This window comes from Hoyosella levis (genome assembly GCF_026008515.1).
Taxonomy (GTDB): domain Bacteria; phylum Actinomycetota; class Actinomycetes; order Mycobacteriales; family Mycobacteriaceae; genus Lolliginicoccus; species Lolliginicoccus levis.
The window spans coordinates 1-16,530 of the sequence record NZ_BQYM01000007.1 but is presented as its reverse complement, the minus strand read 5'-3'; the positions used below and the strand labels follow the sequence as shown (position 1 = coordinate 16,530).

Annotated in this window: 14 protein-coding genes; 1 reads left to right on the top strand and 13 read right to left on the bottom strand. The window is 66.2% G+C overall.

The window, feature by feature from the left end:
• The first annotated feature begins 361 nt into the window (after positions 1-361).
• Complete coding sequence (locus QC765_RS08795; protein WP_278314075.1) at positions 362-874, top strand: Rv3235 family protein; 513 nt, start codon at positions 362-364, stop codon at positions 872-874.
• A gap of 145 nt (positions 875-1,019) precedes the next feature.
• On the opposite strand, the gene secA is transcribed toward QC765_RS08795, so the two are convergent.
• The 13 genes from secA to QC765_RS08730 all read right to left on the bottom strand — a co-directional run bounded on the left by secA (position 1,020) and on the right by QC765_RS08730 (position 16,068).
• Positions 1,020-3,881 (bottom strand): preprotein translocase subunit SecA, encoded by a 2,862-nt coding sequence (secA, locus tag QC765_RS08790; RefSeq protein WP_278314074.1) that lies wholly within the window; start codon positions 3,879-3,881, stop codon positions 1,020-1,022.
• 147 nt (positions 3,882-4,028) lie between these two features.
• Positions 4,029-4,682, bottom strand: a complete 654-nt coding sequence (gene hpf, locus QC765_RS08785; RefSeq protein WP_373876722.1) for a ribosome hibernation-promoting factor, HPF/YfiA family — start codon at positions 4,680-4,682, stop codon at positions 4,029-4,031.
• Positions 4,683-4,991: 309 nt separating this feature from the next.
• Positions 4,992-5,600 carry a ComF family protein gene (locus QC765_RS08780; protein ID WP_278314072.1) on the bottom strand — a complete coding sequence of 203 codons (609 nt, stop codon included), beginning with the start codon at positions 5,598-5,600 and terminating at the stop codon, positions 4,992-4,994.
• A 169-nt stretch (positions 5,601-5,769) separates the two neighbouring features.
• Positions 5,770-7,560 carry an MtrAB system accessory lipoprotein LpqB gene (gene lpqB, locus QC765_RS08775; protein ID WP_278314071.1) on the bottom strand — a complete coding sequence of 597 codons (1,791 nt, stop codon included), beginning with the start codon at positions 7,558-7,560 and terminating at the stop codon, positions 5,770-5,772.
• Complete coding sequence (gene mtrB / locus QC765_RS08770; RefSeq protein WP_278314070.1) at positions 7,557-9,332, bottom strand: MtrAB system histidine kinase MtrB; 1,776 nt, start codon at positions 9,330-9,332, stop codon at positions 7,557-7,559. Before mtrB ends, lpqB begins: the two co-directional genes overlap by 4 nt.
• On the bottom strand, positions 9,329-10,006 hold the full coding sequence (gene mtrA / locus QC765_RS08765) for an MtrAB system response regulator MtrA (RefSeq protein WP_149361265.1): 678 nt from the start codon (positions 10,004-10,006) through the stop codon (positions 9,329-9,331). Before mtrA ends, mtrB begins: the two co-directional genes overlap by 4 nt.
• A 72-nt stretch (positions 10,007-10,078) precedes the next feature.
• Positions 10,079-10,750, bottom strand: a complete 672-nt coding sequence (locus QC765_RS08760) for a dTMP kinase (RefSeq protein ID WP_278314069.1) — start codon at positions 10,748-10,750, stop codon at positions 10,079-10,081.
• Positions 10,750-12,249 carry an adenosylhomocysteinase gene (ahcY, locus tag QC765_RS08755; protein WP_278314068.1) on the bottom strand — a complete coding sequence of 500 codons (1,500 nt, stop codon included), beginning with the start codon at positions 12,247-12,249 and terminating at the stop codon, positions 10,750-10,752. Before ahcY ends, QC765_RS08760 begins: the two co-directional genes overlap by 1 nt.
• A 116-nt stretch (positions 12,250-12,365) precedes the next feature.
• Positions 12,366-13,013 (bottom strand): TetR family transcriptional regulator, encoded by a 648-nt coding sequence (locus tag QC765_RS08750; RefSeq protein WP_278314067.1) that lies wholly within the window; start codon positions 13,011-13,013, stop codon positions 12,366-12,368.
• 51 nt (positions 13,014-13,064) lie between these two features.
• Entirely contained in the window at positions 13,065-14,339 is a 1,275-nt protein-coding gene (locus QC765_RS08745) for an NAD(P)/FAD-dependent oxidoreductase (protein WP_278314066.1), read from the bottom strand.
• Positions 14,336-14,521 (bottom strand): rubredoxin, encoded by a 186-nt coding sequence (locus QC765_RS08740; RefSeq protein ID WP_192039063.1) that lies wholly within the window; start codon positions 14,519-14,521, stop codon positions 14,336-14,338. Before QC765_RS08740 ends, QC765_RS08745 begins: the two co-directional genes overlap by 4 nt.
• Before the next feature lie 109 nt (positions 14,522-14,630).
• Positions 14,631-14,795, bottom strand: coding sequence for a rubredoxin (locus tag QC765_RS08735; RefSeq protein ID WP_192039062.1), 165 nt, complete (start codon positions 14,793-14,795; stop codon positions 14,631-14,633).
• A 13-nt stretch (positions 14,796-14,808) separates the two neighbouring features.
• Positions 14,809-16,068 carry an alkane 1-monooxygenase gene (locus QC765_RS08730; protein WP_278314065.1) on the bottom strand — a complete coding sequence of 420 codons (1,260 nt, stop codon included), beginning with the start codon at positions 16,066-16,068 and terminating at the stop codon, positions 14,809-14,811.
• Positions 16,069-16,530 lie beyond the last annotated feature (462 nt).

Genomic DNA, 16,530 nt, shown 5'->3' with positions numbered 1-16,530 from the left:
AGCACGACCTCCCGGTCCACCACGCCAGCGCGCCACCCAGCGCCACCATGCACCGGGCGCGCATCAACACCGCGCGACGCGGAAATCCTTCTCACGACACCCCCGATGTGGCGGCGCGGACACACCGGCACCAAGCTTGTAATCTCCCTCACTCACGCTTCGTCAGCGATACCGCACCACAGACTACCCGGTTTGGCCGCGCCATGTCCGATCCAGCGGGCCTGTCGACGCGCGCGCTTGACACAGCGAGGTAGTCTATTGCTGCCTCGCTCCTCTCCGCGCGGCCGCTACACCACGTAATGGATGATACGGGCACCGTCGCGAACGGTCACCGCATCACAGCGGACACGGAGGGACCATCATGGCCACATCATCACCACGCCCCAGCGCGCCTGCCGACGTCACGCGCGTATTCGGCACGCGCATCGTTGCGCCACCATGCAGCGAGCCCTCCCCCGGGCGGCACGCTTCGCCCTGCGCCAGCCCGAGCCGGCTCCCCGGGATCTCCTCGGCTCGAAGGGCCAGGCCCCTCAACCGCCGCGCCGACGAGCAGCGCGAGGGGCACACCGCGGGGGCCGCCGCGGCTGCGCTGTTCCGCCTCATGATCGACGTGCTCGATCAACGGCGCGATACCGGTCACCTCAAGCGCGCGGCGACACCCTCAGTGATCGCTCTGCTCGCCCGGCACTCGAAGCCGTGTCCTGCGGGAGCCGGAGCGGCACGGATCCTCAGCGTCCATGTGCGTCCAGTCTCGGCCGAGTGCATCGAGGCGTCGTGCACCTGCGAGCGGGGCGAGCGCGCGTTCGCCATCGCTGCGCGGTTCGAGATCGGTCGCCATGGCGCATGGCACTGCACCGCGCTCGACCTGGGCTAGGGAGCCTATCGCCCTCGGCCCCGAGAGTGCGAGGCCCCGAGAGTGCGAGGCCCCGAGAGTGCGAGGCCCCGAGAGTGCGAAAAACGACAGGTCCAGTGCTCAAACCTGTCGTTCTTCGCACACTCATGGGGCCACGGCCGCAGGCCTAGCGGCGAAGCCCGCGGGTGGCCTTCTTGCGTTCCTTCTCGGCCTGGCGCCGCACGCGACGGTTGGTGCTCACGCCTTCCTCGACGGTGTTGCTCTCGCCGCGAACCTGGGCCTCGCCCGTCTCGGAGGGGCCGCTGTAGGTGAGCCGCGGTGGCTGCTCGTCGTCCTCGAGCCCCTTGGCCTGCACGCCGAGCGGCTGCGCGGAACTGCCTGCCGCCGGTTGCGCCGGAGCGGGATCCTGGGCGGGCCGCGCTGCGGGCGCGCCCTGTGCCTGCTGGGCACGCGAGGCGGCCGCGGCCTGGGCGAGCGGGCTCGCGCCAGCACCGCTGAGCCCAGCCGCCGGCTGGACCGTCCGGGAGGGCTGCTTCTCGATCGAGACGTTGAACAGGAAGCCGACGACTTCCTCCTTCACGCCGTCGATCATGCCGGTGAACATGTCGTAGCCCTCGCGCTGGTACTCAACGAGTGGATCGCGCTGCGCCATCGCGCGCAGACCGATGCCTTCCTTGAGGTAGTCCATCTCGTAGAGGTGCTCGCGCCACTTGCGGTCGAGCACGGACAGCAGCACACGACGCTCGAGCTGTCGCATCGCGCCTTCCCCGGCGACGGCCTCGATGTCAGCCTCGCGCTTTGCGTATGCCGCGTGGCAATCCTTGAGAAGCGCGTCGAGAAGCTGCTCGCGAGTGAGATCGGAATGCTCGCCGGGCTTGGTCTCGCCCGCGAGCTCCTGCCAGCCAAAGCTCACCGGGTACAGCGTCTTCAAGGCCGCCCAGAGCTGCTCGAGGTCCCAGTCCTCGGCGAACCCCTCGGCGGTCGCACCGTTGACGTACGCGGTGAGGACATCGTCGATCATGTGGCTGATCTGGCCGTCGAGCGACTCACCGCGCAGGATGCGGTTGCGCTCGGCATAGATGACCTTGCGCTGCTGGTTCATCACCTCGTCGTACTTGAGGACGTTCTTGCGCACCTCGAAGTTCTGCTGCTCCACCTGGGTCTGCGCGGAGCGGATCGAGCGTGAGACCATCTTCGACTCGATGGGCACGTCCTCGGGCAGGTTGAGCCGGGACATGATGACCTCGACAGCCCCGAAGCGGCGCATCAGCTCATCACCGAGGGACAGGTAGAACCGCGATTCGCCGGGGTCGCCCTGGCGGCCAGAGCGGCCACGCAGCTGGTTGTCGATGCGCCGCGACTCGTGACGCTCGGTGCCAAGGACGTACAGTCCGCCGGCCTCGCAGACCTTCTTCGCCTCCGCCGAGACCTCGGCGCGAACATCGTCGATCTGGGCATCCCACTTGGCCTGGTACTCCTCGTCGTGCTCGACGGGATCGAGGCCCATTGCGCGCAGCCGCATGTCGAGGATGATCTCGGGGTTGCCACCGAGCACGATGTCAGTACCACGGCCGGCCATGTTCGTCGCCACCGTCACCGAGCCCGCGCGACCGGCCTCGGCAATGATCTGCGCCTCCTGCTCGTGATACTTCGCGTTGAGCACGCTGTGCTTGATCTTGCGCTGCTGCAGAAGCTGCGAGAGGTACTCGGATCGCTCCACGCTAGTGGTGCCCACGAGCACGGGCTGGCCCTTGTGGAAGCGCTCGGCGATGTCATCGGCGACGGCATCGAACTTGGCGCGCTCGGTCTTGTAGATCAGGTCGGCCTGGTCCACCCGCTGCATCGTACGGTTCGTCGGGATGGATACCACGCCGAGCGAGTAGATCTCGTGCAGCTCGGCAGCCTCGGTCTGGGCGGTGCCGGTCATGCCGGAGAGCTTGTCGTACATGCGGAAGTAGTTCTGCAGGGTGATCGAGGCGAGAGTCTGGTTCTCGGCCTTGATCTCTACGCCTTCCTTTGCCTCGATGGCCTGGTGCATGCCCTCGTTGTAGCGGCGGCCCTGCATGATGCGCCCAGTGAACTCGTCAACGATGATGACGTCGCCATCGCGGACGATGTAGTCCTTGTCCTTCTGGAACAGCTCCTTGGCCTTGATGGCGTTGTTGAGGTAGCTGACGAGGGGCGAGTTCGCGGCCTCGTACAGGTTGTCGATGCCAAGCTGATCCTCGACGAACTCGACGCCAGCCTCGTGCACACCGATCGTGCGCTTCTTGATATCCACCTCGTAGTGCACGTCAGGCTTCATCAGGGGGACGATGCGCGCGAACTCGCCGTACCACTTGGAGGATCCGTCAGCCGGGCCCGAGATGATCAGCGGAGTACGGGCCTCGTCGATGAGGATGGAGTCGACCTCATCGACGACGGCGAAGCTGTGGCCGCGCTGCACGAGTTCCTCGGTGGAATGCGCCATGTTGTCGCGCAGGTAGTCGAATCCGAACTCGTTATTGGTGCCGTAGGTGATGTCCGCCTTGTAGGCGGCCCGCCGCTGGGTGGGAGTCATGCCGGACAGGATCGAGCCGACCTCGAGCCCGAGGAACCGGTGCACGCGCCCCATCCACTCGGAGTCACGCTTGGCGAGGTAGTCATTGACGGTGACCACATGCACGCCCTTGCCCGCCACGGCATTGAGGTACGCCGGCAGCACGCAGGTGAGGGTCTTGCCCTCGCCGGTCTTCATCTCGGCGATATTGCCGAGATGCAGCGCCGCGCCACCCATGACCTGCACATCGAAGTGCCGCTGGGACAGCACCCGCGACGATGCCTCCCGCGCGACAGCGAACGCCTCGGGGAGCAGGTCATCGAGTGATTCCCCGGCTTCATGGCGGCGCTTGAACTCGTCGGTCTTCGCGCGCAGCTCGTCATCCGACAGCTTTTCCACGTCGGGCGAGAGCGTTCCAATGTGGTCCGCGATGACCTGGAGCCGCTTGACCATCCGGCCTTCGCCCACTCGCAGCAGCTTCGAGAGCATGTACAGGTTTCCTCAATCGTCGTCGTGACAGCGTGCACCCGGGCGGCGTGACCACCCCCGGGGCGGCATCCTGCCATGGAAAATCCGGCTAGGCATCCACCTAGCCGGACTCCATGGTAGTGCGCGGATCGTGATCCGTCGCTTTCCTCAAGCCAGCCTGATCAAACCGTAGTCGAAGGCATGGCGCCGATACACCACCGAAGGACTGTCGGAATCCACATCATGGAACAAATAGAAGTCATGCCCCACGAGCTCCATCTCGTATAGGGCCTCGTCGACAGTCATGGGCTTGGACGAGTGCACCTTCGTGCGCACGATATGTCCCGGACCTGGATACTCCTCGATCCCGTCGTCCGGCACGGTTGCGGCCGCAGCCATCGTGTCCTCGTTGGAGCTGCTCTCCCGGGCGTTGCCGTTGAGCGCGGGCGAGCCCGCCTCCATCATGGATTCGCGCTCCATGACAGCCGTCGCCTCGGCCAACGAGATGGGGGTGCGACTGCCGTGATGGACCTTGCGCCGGTCGCGCGTCCTGCGGAACCTGCTCTCGAGCTTGTCCACCGCGATCTCGAGCGCTGCGTAGAAATTCTCGGCGGACGCCTCCGCACGGATGACAGGCCCCTTGCCACGCGCGGTGATCTCGATGCGCTGGCAATGTTTCGCCTGGCGACGATTCTTCTCGTGCTGGAGCTCGACGTCATACAGATGGACATCGTGGTGGAACCGCTCGAGACGACTTACCTTCTCCTCGATATGGATCCGGAAATGATCGGGAACCTCGACGTTTCGGCCCTTGACAACAATGTCCGCGTGATTGCCGCGATCCTCGGTGGCCTCGTCGAGCTCTACTGGCTCGCCGTTTCGGGCCCGGACAAGATCCGCTTGAGAAACAGTCGACACAATACCTCCCAGATTCCGCTGCTCACCGTTCCTGCGGTGTCAGCTGCAGTGCGAGAGTGCCGGGAACCTCATCAACCGCACCCGGCACAAGGGATCGATGACGTCACCTCCCCAGATCGCCGCGCTATGGGTTGTGAACGCGACGGTAGTACGTCGTTTCCCGTTGCGCTACCGATCGGACCGAAAAGTCACGGAAAGTTTGCACTGGCCGGCTCAGGCCGCAGCAAGCACCATTGCCGCGTGCACAGGGATGCCATTCTCTCCCAGAACACGGACTGATTCCGCGAGCAGCGCCCCGGTGGTGACCACGTCGTCGATCAGCACAACGCGGGCCCGCGCCATGCTCTCCATGCTGGGAGACGAGCGGCGACGGCCTCCGCGCGCGCGGACCCGTCCACGCACGTTCGCGGCTCTCTGCCGCGCGGTCAATCCGACAGAGTCCCGCGCGCGCCAGTGCAGCACTAGCGCGCGCTCCACGACAGCATCGCCACCCCCATGCTCCTCGAGAACACGAGCGGAATGCGAGGCCAGTCCGGCGATGGCATCACGACCCCGCATGCGCGTGGCCCACCAACGGCTCGGGGCGGGCAGGAGCACAGTACGGCTCGCGCCTCCAGAAGCGTCTGGGCCAGTGACCCCGGCCGTGACCGCGAGGGCATGGGCCATCCGGTACGCGAGCACTGGCGAAAGATCACTGCGCCCCTGCTCCTTCCACCCCGCGAGTGCCCGGCGCAGCGGTCCCCGATGCCGGGCCAGCGTCCACACCGGCACGCCTGGATCGTGCCGGGGCATCCACCTCGCGGGCTCCCACGGCACGGTCATATCGCACGCGCCACACCAGCTCGTGCCTGGCGTTCCGCACCCCCCGCATTCGCGAGGCACGATGAGCTCCCACAAGGCCTGCATGCCACGATCTTCTGGCATTGCCAACGCGCAGGCCGCAGCGATGCCGGATCTGTGGATAACGGCCGCGCTATCCACAGCCGACCGCCTAGCCCGGCAGGATCGGCTTGGCGTCGGTGCCCATCAGTCGGGTGACCTCGCGCCAGAACCGCTCGCCCTGCGGCTCGTCGCGGCCAAGCCGCAGCACGCCCCGGGAATCCGTCACGTACTCGGTGGTCGGCGAGGCATCGACCGAGGTCACGGGCGGCGAGAGGTTGCTGCGCGGAAGCTGCTCGACGCGAGATCCATCGGCCGCGACCCGCGCTACCGGCGCATCAGCCACGCCGCGCACGACGAGCAGGGCATCGGGGGTGCCCCAGTCGAGCGCCACCGCGGTATCCGTCAGGTTCAGCGCTACCGGCTGGGGGTTTACCAGGGTGAACTCGCCCGCACGGGGCTCGGCGACCACAGCGACATGGACGCGTCCCCCGATGATGAGGGCTACCCGGGTGCCGTCGGAGGCAAGGCGCAGGCTGGTGATCTGCCCCTGCAGCGCCGAGAGCGATCCGGACTCGACGGTCGTCGTGGAGAACGTGCCGGTGCCGGAATCCCGGGCCACCCGGGTGACGGTCTCCCCGTCGATCACTGCCCATGCCGCGCTGTCGCTAGTGGACCACGTGGGCCGGGTGATGGACATGCCCTCCCCCACGACCGACAAAGCGCCACCGTAGTCGCCGATGAGCAATTGATAGGGCGCCTCGTCGGACTGGTCGCTGCGGGCGACGAGAGCGACAGACTGCCCATCGTGGGAGATGGCCGCGTACTCCACGCTGTCGAGCGCTCCGGCTGTCCCGGGCACCGGGGTGATGGAGGTGTCGGTCACTGCCACGACCTGGCCGTCGACAACCGCGTGCAGGCCCACCTCGGTGGCGGTGCTGCTCACCGGATCCATCGACGCGACCTCCTGCGGGCCCCACCCCGAGGCATGCTCCTCCACGAGCGGAGCCCCGTCCGCCTCGATCAGATAGGGACCGGGAATGCCTGCGCTGTCGAGGGTCCATACGATCTGCGCGGCCAGCCGCCTGCGATCCTCAAGAGGAACCGAGCCAAGGCCCTGGAAGTCCATGCTCACTCCACCAAGCCCGACGCCCACCTGCGAGGCCCGGCCGTCGGCCTTGGTAATGGGACCGCGCAAGCGCACATCGCCATTGAAGCTGGTCCGCACGCCCGGCGCGAGCCTGGAGCTTGGCCCGTCGATGAGCATGGCCATCAACTGGGAGACCTTCTGGTCCTCGGACACCGCGGCCCACCGCAGGTCCGGGACGAGGTGCTCCCCGGAGGGGTCGAGGAAGTACACGGAGAAGCGCTCATAGCTGGTCAGGAAGTGCGGGCGCTCGATGATCACGCCATTGTCGAGCTCATCGATGCGCCATTCGCCATCGCTCATCACCACCGTGACCTGGGACTCGACGGTCCCTTCCTCCGCGGTGAAAACCCCGTCGGAGCTGAGCTGGCCGACCTTGTCGGCGCGGATGGCGAACGTCGCGGTGTCGGCAGTGCGCAGGCCCTCGGACAGCACGTCGATGCGGTTGGCGATGACGATGTTCGCGTTGTCGTTCCACTGGCTGTCGGCGGAGGGCGTGAGGAACTCGCGGGCCGCGGCGTGCCGCCCCCTCGGGTCAGCGCTGGCGCGCAGGAACTCGCGCACAAGAGGGAAGGCGTCGATGCCGGGGGTGGGCTCGGGCACCGAGGTGGAGATGGATTCCTGCGGGATCGTGCCTATTGCGCGGGGCTGGGAGTCGGTCGGAAGGGTCGTGCACGCGGCAGCCAGCATGGCGGCCGCGGCGATGGCCATCCAGCCAAGCATCCGCCGAGCGGCGGGGCGCTGATCGATCCTCATTGCGCGTGCCACCCCGCGTCCTCGGAGTCCCTTCCCGAGCGGGAATCGGCGACGTCGTCGGGAGTGAACACCGAGGCAGATTCCATCGGGTCCAGCATGATCTCCACCTCGGACTTGGTGCTTCGTTCCGTGGGCGTGGCGATCACCGGCATGTCCATGTCCTCGGGATCGGGCTTGAGCGGCAACGGCGATGTGGTGACCCTGCGACCGCGCGAGAGCGGGAGCGCGAGCCGGAATACCGATCCGTAGCCGCGCTCGCCCCATGCGTCGAGGCGGCCATTGTGCAGCCGGGCGTCCTCCACGCTGATCGCGAGGCCGAGACCGGTGCCGCCGGAGCGCCGGACGCGCGAGGGGTCGGAGCGCCAGAACCGATTGAACACCAGCTTCTCCTCGCCTGCCTTGAGCCCCACGCCCCAGTCGCGCACGATGACCGCGAGGGTGTCGTTGTCGGAGCGCATCCGGAGCAGCACCGGGTTGCCCTCGCTGTGGTCGATGGCGTTGGCGAGGAGGTTGCGGACGACGCGCTCGACGCGGCGTGGATCCACCTCGGCGATGATCGGATCGTCGGGCATGTCCACGATCAGGGCGACGCCGGCGTCGGTAGCGAGTCGCTGCACCGTGGAGAGCGCGGCCTGCACGCACGAGCGCACGTCGATCTGCTCCGCGGAGAGCTCGGCGACGCCCGCATCGTGGCGACTGATCTCGAGCAGGTCGGCGAGCAGGCTCTCGAACCTGTCGAGCTCGCGCATCATCAGCTCGGCCGAGCGCTCGAGCATGGGGTCCAGCTCGTCCCGGCTGTCGTAGATCACATCGGCGGCCATGCGGACGGTGGTCAGCGGAGTTCGCAGCTCATGGCTCACGTCGGAGGTGAATCGCTTCTGCAGATTGCCGAATTCCTCGAGCTGGGTGATCTGGCGCGACAAGCTCTCCGCCATCTCGTTGAACGACATCGCGAGCCGCGCCATGTCGTCCTCGCCACGAACGGGCATGCGCTCCTTGAGCCGACCCTCGGCGAAACGGGCGGCGATCCGCGACGCGGAACGCACGGGGATGACGACCTGGCGCGCCACGAGCAGCGAGATCGCCGTCAGCAGAACGAGCAGCACCGCGCTGCCCGTGAGCACCGTCCCTCGCATCAAGGACAGGCTCCGGGCCTCGCTCTCGAGAGGGAACACCAGGTACAGCTCCAGGCCGGGGATGTCCGAGGCGGTGGGCGTGCCCATGATCAATGCGGACACGACACTGTTCTCGGACGCGGGCACGGTCGAGTACACGTAGGAGACCTGGCCCTGGCGCACATAATCGCGCAGCGATTCCGGGATCTGCTCCACGGCACCGCTGGTGATCAGCCCCTGCGACGCTTCCGGGTCCGTCGCGATGAGGACGGGCGTCCATAGTCCAGCACCACCAGCGTTCTGGTCATTGTCGACCTGCCAGTTCAGTGCCGAGCGCGCGCTATTGATGCGGCCCTGCCGAGAAGTGGTGTCCCCCGCTCCCGCGAGCTCGCGCTGCACGGTCTGCCGCGCCGAATCCAGCTGTTGCACCGCAGCACCAAGCTTGGCCTCGAGCATCCGCGCGGTGAGCTGGTTCGTCAGGGCGAATCCAAGCGCCAGGATGACAACGAGGGAAAGCGCCATCGTGGATACGACGACCCGCAGCTGCAGGGAACGGCGCCACCAGCGGGACAGCGCCGACCCTATCGCCCTGAACCTGCGCACCCACCTCGTGGTCCGACCATTGATCTTGCGCCGGGTGCGGGCGCGACCGATCACGGCGGTCCGGCCTTGTATCCAACTCCCCGCACCGTCAGTACGATCTCGGGCTTCTCGGGATCATTCTCGACCTTGGCGCGCAGGCGCTGCACATGCACGTTGACCAGGCGGGTATCGGCGGCATGCCGGTAGCCCCAGACCTGCTCGAGCAGCACCTCGCGGGTAAAGACCTGGCGGGGCTTGCGGGCCAGCGCGACCAGCAGATCGAACTCCAGGGGCGTCAGGTTGATGAGCTCGCCATTGCGGGTGACCTTGTGCGCGGGAACGTCGATCTCGACCTCACCGATGCTGAGCAGCTCGGCTGGCTCGTCCTCGCGGCGGCGGAGCCGGGCACGCACGCGCGCCACGAGCTCCTTCGGCTTGAACGGCTTGATCACGTAGTCATCAGCGCCGGATTCGAGGCCGAGCACGACGTCAACGGTGTCAGTCTTGGCGGTCAGCATCACGATCGGGACGCCCGAGTCAGCGCGCAGCACCCGGCATACATCGATGCCATTCATTCCGGGGAGCATCAGGTCAAGGAGCACGAGGTCGGGTCGAATGTCCCGGACCGCGCTCAATGCCTGCGTGCCGTCTCCAACGACGTAGGGCTCGAATCCCTCACCACGGAGCACAATGGTCAGCATTTCGGCTAGCGCTGCGTCATCGTCGACAACCAGAATCTTCGGCTTCATACCCATATCGTTACACTCAAATGCCTGCAGGCGTGGTTTTGACGCCGCCGGCGCGCCGCGCTGCCTACCACTCTAGCCCCGCCCATCGCTGTCCGCACGGATGTCCGCGATGCGGTCGACCAGCGCCGCGACAGCGCCATCCGCTCCCGAGCCGCGGTAGAGGATCCACGGCGATGTCCAGTGCTGCTCCGCGAGCCGCCGGTAGATCCGCGCGGTGCGCTCCTGCAGCGTGACGTCGCGCTCGTACGCATCGCGCGCTCGGCCAGGCTCGGTGGCCTCGCGGTGGCGGGCGCGCTGCTCCGCCACCGCGACATCGACGTCGACGAGGATATGCAGGCCCGGTTCAGGAAGGGCAAGCCGACCATGCTCGAGCTCGCGCACCCACTCGACCGTGCTGTCCTCGTCCAGCACCTCGCCGCGCGCGGCCGAGTATGCCGCGTTGGATGCGACATACCGATCGAGCAGCACCACATCGTGCTCGTCGCACAACTGATCGAGCAGGGGCCGGGCCTGGTGCCGGTCGAGCGCCCAGAGCACGGCCATGCCATTGATCGAGGAAAGCAGATCGCCATGCTTGCCCCTGAGCGCCTCTGCCGCGATGTCAGCGGGCTGGGACTGCCCGTAGCGCGGGAAAGCCAAGCTGGTGGCCCGCAGGCCCCGGTCGGCGAGCTCCCGCAGCAGTGCCGCGGCGAGAGTTCGCTTCCCGGAGCCGTCCAGGCCCTCCAGGACAACGAGGGTGCCCATCAGTAGCGGTAGTGCTCCGGCTTGTAGGGGCCCTCGACGTCCACTCCGATGTACTCGGCCTGCTCCTTGGTGAGCTTGGTGAGGCTGCCGCCGAGCGCTTCGACGTGGATGCGCGCGACCTTCTCGTCGAGGTGCTTGGGCAAGCGGTACACCTCGTTGTCGTACTCATCCTGCTTCGTCCACAGCTCGATCTGGGCGATGACCTGGTTGGAGAAGCTGTTGCTCATCACGAACGAGGGATGGCCAGTGGCATTGCCGAGGTTGAGCAAGCGCCCCTCGGAGAGCACGATGATCGACTTGAGCGGGTTGCCGGCCTTGTCGGCGAAGACCCACTCATCGACCTGGGGCTTGATATTGATGCGGGAGGTCTCCGGGCTGCGCTCGAGGGCGGCCATGTCGATCTCGTTGTCGAAGTGACCGATGTTGCCGAGGATCGCCTGGTGCTTCATCGCCCGCATGTGATCGAGGGTGATGACGTCCAGGTTTCCGGTGGAGGTGATGATGATATCGGCCTTGTCTATCGCCTCCTCGACGGTGACGACGTCGTATCCGTCCATCAGCGCCTGGAGCGCGTTGATGGGATCGACCTCGGTGACCTGCACGCGGGCGCCCTGCCCGGCGAGCGACTCGGCGCAGCCCTTGCCGACATCGCCGTAGCCGCAGATGAGCACCTTCTTGCCGCCGATGAGCACATCGGTGCCGCGATTGATGCCGTCGATCAACGAGTGGCGGGTGCCGTACTTGTTGTCGAACTTGCTCTTGGTGACGGAATCATTGACGTTGATCGCAGGGAACGTCAGCTCCCCCGCCGCGGCGAACTGGTAGAGGCGGAGGACTCCCGTGGTGGTCTCCTCGGTCACGCCCTGCACCGACTTGGCGATCGTGCTCCACTTGGTCGCGTCCGCGGCGGTCGACGCGCGCAGCAGCTCCAGGAATACCTTGTACTCGGCGGAATGCTGATCCTCGTCGAGCGGCGGGACCACTCCCGCGACCTCGAACTGCGCGCCGCGCAGCACGAGCATGGTGGCGTCGCCACCGTCATCGAGGATCATGTTGGCAGGGCCGTCGGCCGCGGGCCAGGTGAGCGCCTGCTCGGCGCACCACCAGTACTCCTCGAGGGACTCGCCCTTCCACGCGAACACGGCGGTGCCGCGAGGCTCCTCCGGGGTGCCGTGAGGCCCCACGACGACAGCAGCGGCCGCATGGTCCTGGGTGGAGAAGATGTTGCAGGAGGCCCAGCGCACCTGCGCGCCGAGCGCGGTGAGGGTCTCGATCAGCACGGCCGTCTGCACGGTCATGTGCAGCGACCCGGTGATGCGCGCGCCCTTGAGCGGCTGCACCTCGGCATACTCGCGGCGCAGGGACATCAGGCCGGGCATCTCATGCTCGGCGAGGCGGATCTCCTTGCGACCGAACTCCGCGAGCCCGAGGTCCGCGACCTTGTACTCGATTCCGTTGTGGACGTCTGCGACCGGCAGAGCCGACATTATCGTCACCATCTTCTTGTTGGGGGATCTTCTTGGTGGGGCCGCGAGCCGGCCTGTTCCATCGTTGTCTGGAATACGTCGCTAGGGATACGTTGCTGCTACCGCGCAGGGATTGGGCGCGCGGGGAATCACGCGGTGGACGCGGTGGACGCGGTGTCGCGCGCCTTGGCCTTGCGGTAGGCAGCCTCGAGATAGGGCGCCACGAAATCGGTGAAATCCTCGATCATGGTGTCGGGAGCCCGTGGCGGGATAGCGATGAAGCTCAGGGCGATGCGACCGACGTACATCGCGGTGACCTGCGCCTCCCGCTCATCGAGCCGTGGCCAGTTGTCCTGCATGATCCGAGCAAGCCGGTCCACCGCGCGCTCGAGCACGGGCCAGCCGTCGGTGGTGATGAGACTGAGGATCTCGGCCTTCGCGCGGCCGAGCAGCGCCCAGCGCACAGCGGGATCCTGGGTGGCGGCGCCGAGGAATCGCTGGAACGCGTCGCTGATCGCGCCGCGCGCATCCCCGACGTGCGTTTGCACTGCTTCATTGGCCTCATCGAGGAAGTGATCGACAAGGCGAAGGATGTATTGCTGGGCCACGCCCTGCCGGGACTCGAACTCGTTGTAGAGCGTCTGGCGGCTCACTCCGGCATTCCGGGCGACCTCCGCCATAGTGATGTCGGACCACTCCTTCTCGTCGAGGAGTTCCCGGACAGCATCGAGGACGGAGTCTCGCAGCAGACGCCGCGCAGCCTCCTGGTACGTGACTCTCGAGCGTCCACCGGGCATAGTCAAGACCCTAGTCAAAACTATGCCCGGTGTCAAAGCTCTAGACAACTACTACTTGTCGTTGTTGCCCTGCGCGCCAGCCCGTACTGGAGCAGTGGCGGGAACGCCCTCTTCCAGGTCCTTGCGGCTGATGTACGGCGCGTCCGGGATGAGCGCCTTCGCGTTCCGGAACTCCTTGGGCCTGCCCATGGAGATCACGCCCACCAACTGATCGTCGCGCAAGCATAGGACGGTGAAGTCGAGCGCATCGAGGTCGCCGTGGATGATCAGGTCATCCTCCGGCGTCGGCCAGCCGGCGATCTGCAGGTTCTTGCCGTACTGCTTGGTCCAGCACCACGGCACATCCGCGTACGGCGTGGGCATGCCCAGGATGGCCCGCGCCGCGTGCGCGCCCTGCTCCTGCGCGTTGCTCCAGTGCTCCACGCGCTGCATTCCGCCGAGCAACAGGTTCGGGAACATCGCTACGTCACCGGCGGCGAAGATCGCGGAATCCGACGTGCGGCAGAACTTGTCCACGATGATGCCGCGGCGGCCCGAGGTGTCCACCGCGAGCCCGGCCTCCTCGGCAAGCTCGGCATTGGGCATCATTCCGACCGAGACGAGCGCCGCGGCGGCCTTCCAGCTGCGACCGTCCGGCGAGACCGCCGTGACGCCCTTCTTGTCGACATCGACGCGGTCGAGCTGGACGCCGGTGTGGAGCTCCACCCCGTTGTCCTCGTGCATCTTCGCGTAGAGGCGCGAGATGGGCTCGGGCAGCATCCGCGCGAGCGGACGCTCGGCAGCCTCGAGCAGGATGACCTCGGAACCCAGGGCGCGCGCCGAGGACGCGACCTCGGAACCGATCAGGCCAGCGCCGATGATGAGCAGCTTGCCCTTGCCGTCGATGGCCTCGCGCAGCGTGGGGACGTCCGCCATGCTGCGCAGGTAGTGCACGTTCGGCTGGGCGTGGGGATCCAGGCCAGGGATGATCCGGGGGCGGCCCCCGGTGGCGATGAGCAACGCATCGTAGGGCTGCTCGGTGCCATCCTCGAGAAGGATCTTCTTGTCGGCGGGCTTGATCTCGGCAACGGTGGTCCCGGTGACGATCTCGACGTTCTGCTCTTCCCAGAACGTCGGGGGACGCAGCCTGGACCGCTCGACCGTGACAGTGCCCTGGAGGAGTTCCTTGGAGAGCTGCGGGCGGCGGTAGGGGTACTCGGCGTCGGTGCTGATCATCACGACCTTGCCGGCGAACCCTTCCTTGCGAAGGGTCTCCGCGGCCGTGGCGCCACACACTCCCGAGCCGATGATGACAACGGTTCCGTCTTGAACTACGCCTTCGCTCACGCTCGCGAAACCTCGACCATCTCGAAGTCAGACTTGGCCGCGCCACAGTCGGGGCAGCTCCAGTCGTCCGGGATGTCCTCCCAGCGGGTTCCTGGAGCGATGTCGTCCTCGGGCCACCCCTCGGACTCGTCGTACTCGAATCCGCACTGCAGGCAGCGATAGAGCTTGTACTCGGTGCTCATGTCGTTTCCATCTCACAATCGTCGACGGCGTTGTCTTTTCGGCGCGCAGCCGTAGTTGCGCGAACTCCCAGCCTGTGGTTGTCCACCTCAGGCTGGGAGCACGTCATGTTCAGGATGCAGGCTCGAAATCGACCTTTTCGCGGACCCCGCAATCGGGGCAGGGCCAGTCATCCGGGATGTCAGCCCAGAGGGTCCCGGGCGGGAACCCCTCGCGGGAGGCACCCTTCTCCTCGTCGTATACGTAGTCGCATACCGGGCAGACGAATCGACTCATCGGGCCCAACCTCCTAGGCAGTTTCCACAGTGTTGGCTTGACCGTACTTGGCGAGGATCTTGTCACGCTTCTTGGGGTCGATATTAGCTTGCGTGATGTCGCCGTCGTAGTGGGCCAGGACTCTCTTGTCCATTACTGCGCGCCAGACGGGCGGGAAGACCGCGAGAACGATCATCGACGCGTAGCCGCCGGGCAGCTGGGGCGAGCCCTTCATGCTGCGCAGGATCTGGTAGCGGCGAGTCGGGTTGGCGTGGTGATCGGAGTGGCGCTGCAGCTGATACAGGAAGAGGTTGGTGACCAGGTGGTCGCTGTTCCAGCTGTGCTGCGGGGAGCAGCGCTCGTACCGGCCGGACGCGAGCTTCTGGCGCTTGAGGCCATAGTGCTCGAGGTAGTTGACGACCTCGAGGAGCGAGAAGCCGAGCACTGCCTGGATGGCCAGGTACGGCAGGACGTTCCAGATGCTGTAGTTGTCCAGCACGCCAGCGAAGCTCAGGGCCTGCAGGACGATCAGGATTCCGCCGAACAGCACGACCGACATCAGCCATGCGTTGAGCACGTCGTTCTTCAGCGTCCAGGTCGACTTGCCAAGGCGCTCGAGGCGGTTCTTCTCGATCTCCCAGGCGGAGGTCAGCGCGCCCTTCACGGAGCGCGGCCAGAAGCTGTAGAACGACTCGCCGAAGCGGGACGAAGCGGGATCCTCAGGGGTGGCAACGCGAACGTGGTGGCCACGGTTGTGCTCGATGTAGAAGTGCCCGTAGAAGGACTGCGCGAGCACGATGCGGGAGAGCCAGCGCTCGTGCTCCTCCTTCTTGTGGCCCATCTCGTGCGCGACGTTGATGCCGATGCCGGAGGTCACGGCGACCGTGGTGGCCAGGCCGATGCTCTCGAAGACGGAGAGATTGCCGGTGGCCCAGAGGTAGATCGCGAGCGCGAACCCGGCGTACTGCAGCGGGATGTAGGCGTAGGTGACCCAGCGGTAGTACTTGTCCTGGTCGAGCTCATCCATGAACTCATCCGGCGGGTTCTGGCCGTCGGCAGCGAAAACAATGTCGAGCAGCGGGATCAAGCCGAATACGATGATCGGCCCGCCCCAGTAGAGCCATCCCCAGCCGGTGAGCTCGACCAGTCCGACCGCGATGAAGACAGCGGCCGCTGGGACCAGCGAGTAGATCCACAGGTGGCGCTTGCGATCCCGCCAGCGCTCGAGGTTGTCGTCGTACTCGTGCGCGTCACCGTTGGACCCGGCGGACGCATCGTGCGTCGATGCAGTCATTACATCATGCCTAACTTTGTCCATGCGCTAGACCCCGATGTCATAGCGGCTTTCCTGTTTGACTATAAGCCCTAGCCCGTTTGCACACTAGACACGGGTCAATGTTTTGTCTAACTGTATCGATTCAGTTTTTAACCCCAGCAAGCAGAATGGGCCAAAGTGCTTGCAAGAGCTTGCGCATAGTTGAGTCTTGAACTGCGCTGATGCTCCGCGGGCACCCGACAAGGCAGACCTGGCGCTAGCTACTGCGCGCGGCGGCGCCACTGCTGAGCCGAATTGCGTGCGGGGCGCTGCAGTCCTCCACAACTGCCCGCGCCGTTCTCCGAGCGGCGTGCGTGCCGCCGCCCGCGCCCGGAAGTGTTACCGATTGCACCCTCCAGGAGCCGGTGGATTCATGCGGTCGTCGCAACACCAGGCGGATCCGGCTCCTCGGACAACATCCTAGCGAGGGCCTCGGCAGGG

What these genes read in the sequence shown, in the direction of transcription:
- QC765_RS08795 (WP_278314075.1), top strand. Translation starts at nt 362, where the DNA reads ATGGCCACATCATCACCACGCCCCAGCGCGCCTGCCGACGTCACGCGC.
- secA (WP_278314074.1), bottom strand. Translation starts at nt 3,881, where the DNA reads ATGCTCTCGAAGCTGCTGCGAGTGGGCGAAGGCCGGATGGTCAAGCGG.
- QC765_RS08780 (WP_278314072.1), bottom strand. Translation starts at nt 5,600, where the DNA reads ATGACCGTGCCGTGGGAGCCCGCGAGGTGGATGCCCCGGCACGATCCA.
- lpqB (WP_278314071.1), bottom strand. Translation starts at nt 7,560, where the DNA reads ATGAGGATCGATCAGCGCCCCGCCGCTCGGCGGATGCTTGGCTGGATG.
- mtrA (WP_149361265.1), bottom strand. Translation starts at nt 10,006, where the DNA reads ATGAAGCCGAAGATTCTGGTTGTCGACGATGACGCAGCGCTAGCCGAA.
- QC765_RS08760 (WP_278314069.1), bottom strand. Translation starts at nt 10,750, where the DNA reads ATGGGCACCCTCGTTGTCCTGGAGGGCCTGGACGGCTCCGGGAAGCGA.
- ahcY (WP_278314068.1), bottom strand. Translation starts at nt 12,249, where the DNA reads ATGGTGACGATAATGTCGGCTCTGCCGGTCGCAGACGTCCACAACGGA.
- QC765_RS08750 (WP_278314067.1), bottom strand. Translation starts at nt 13,013, where the DNA reads ATGCCCGGTGGACGCTCGAGAGTCACGTACCAGGAGGCTGCGCGGCGT.
- QC765_RS08740 (WP_192039063.1), bottom strand. Translation starts at nt 14,521, where the DNA reads ATGAGCACCGAGTACAAGCTCTATCGCTGCCTGCAGTGCGGATTCGAG.
- QC765_RS08735 (WP_192039062.1), bottom strand. Translation starts at nt 14,795, where the DNA reads ATGAGTCGATTCGTCTGCCCGGTATGCGACTACGTATACGACGAGGAG.
- QC765_RS08730 (WP_278314065.1), bottom strand. Translation starts at nt 16,068, where the DNA reads ATGACTGCATCGACGCACGATGCGTCCGCCGGGTCCAACGGTGACGCG.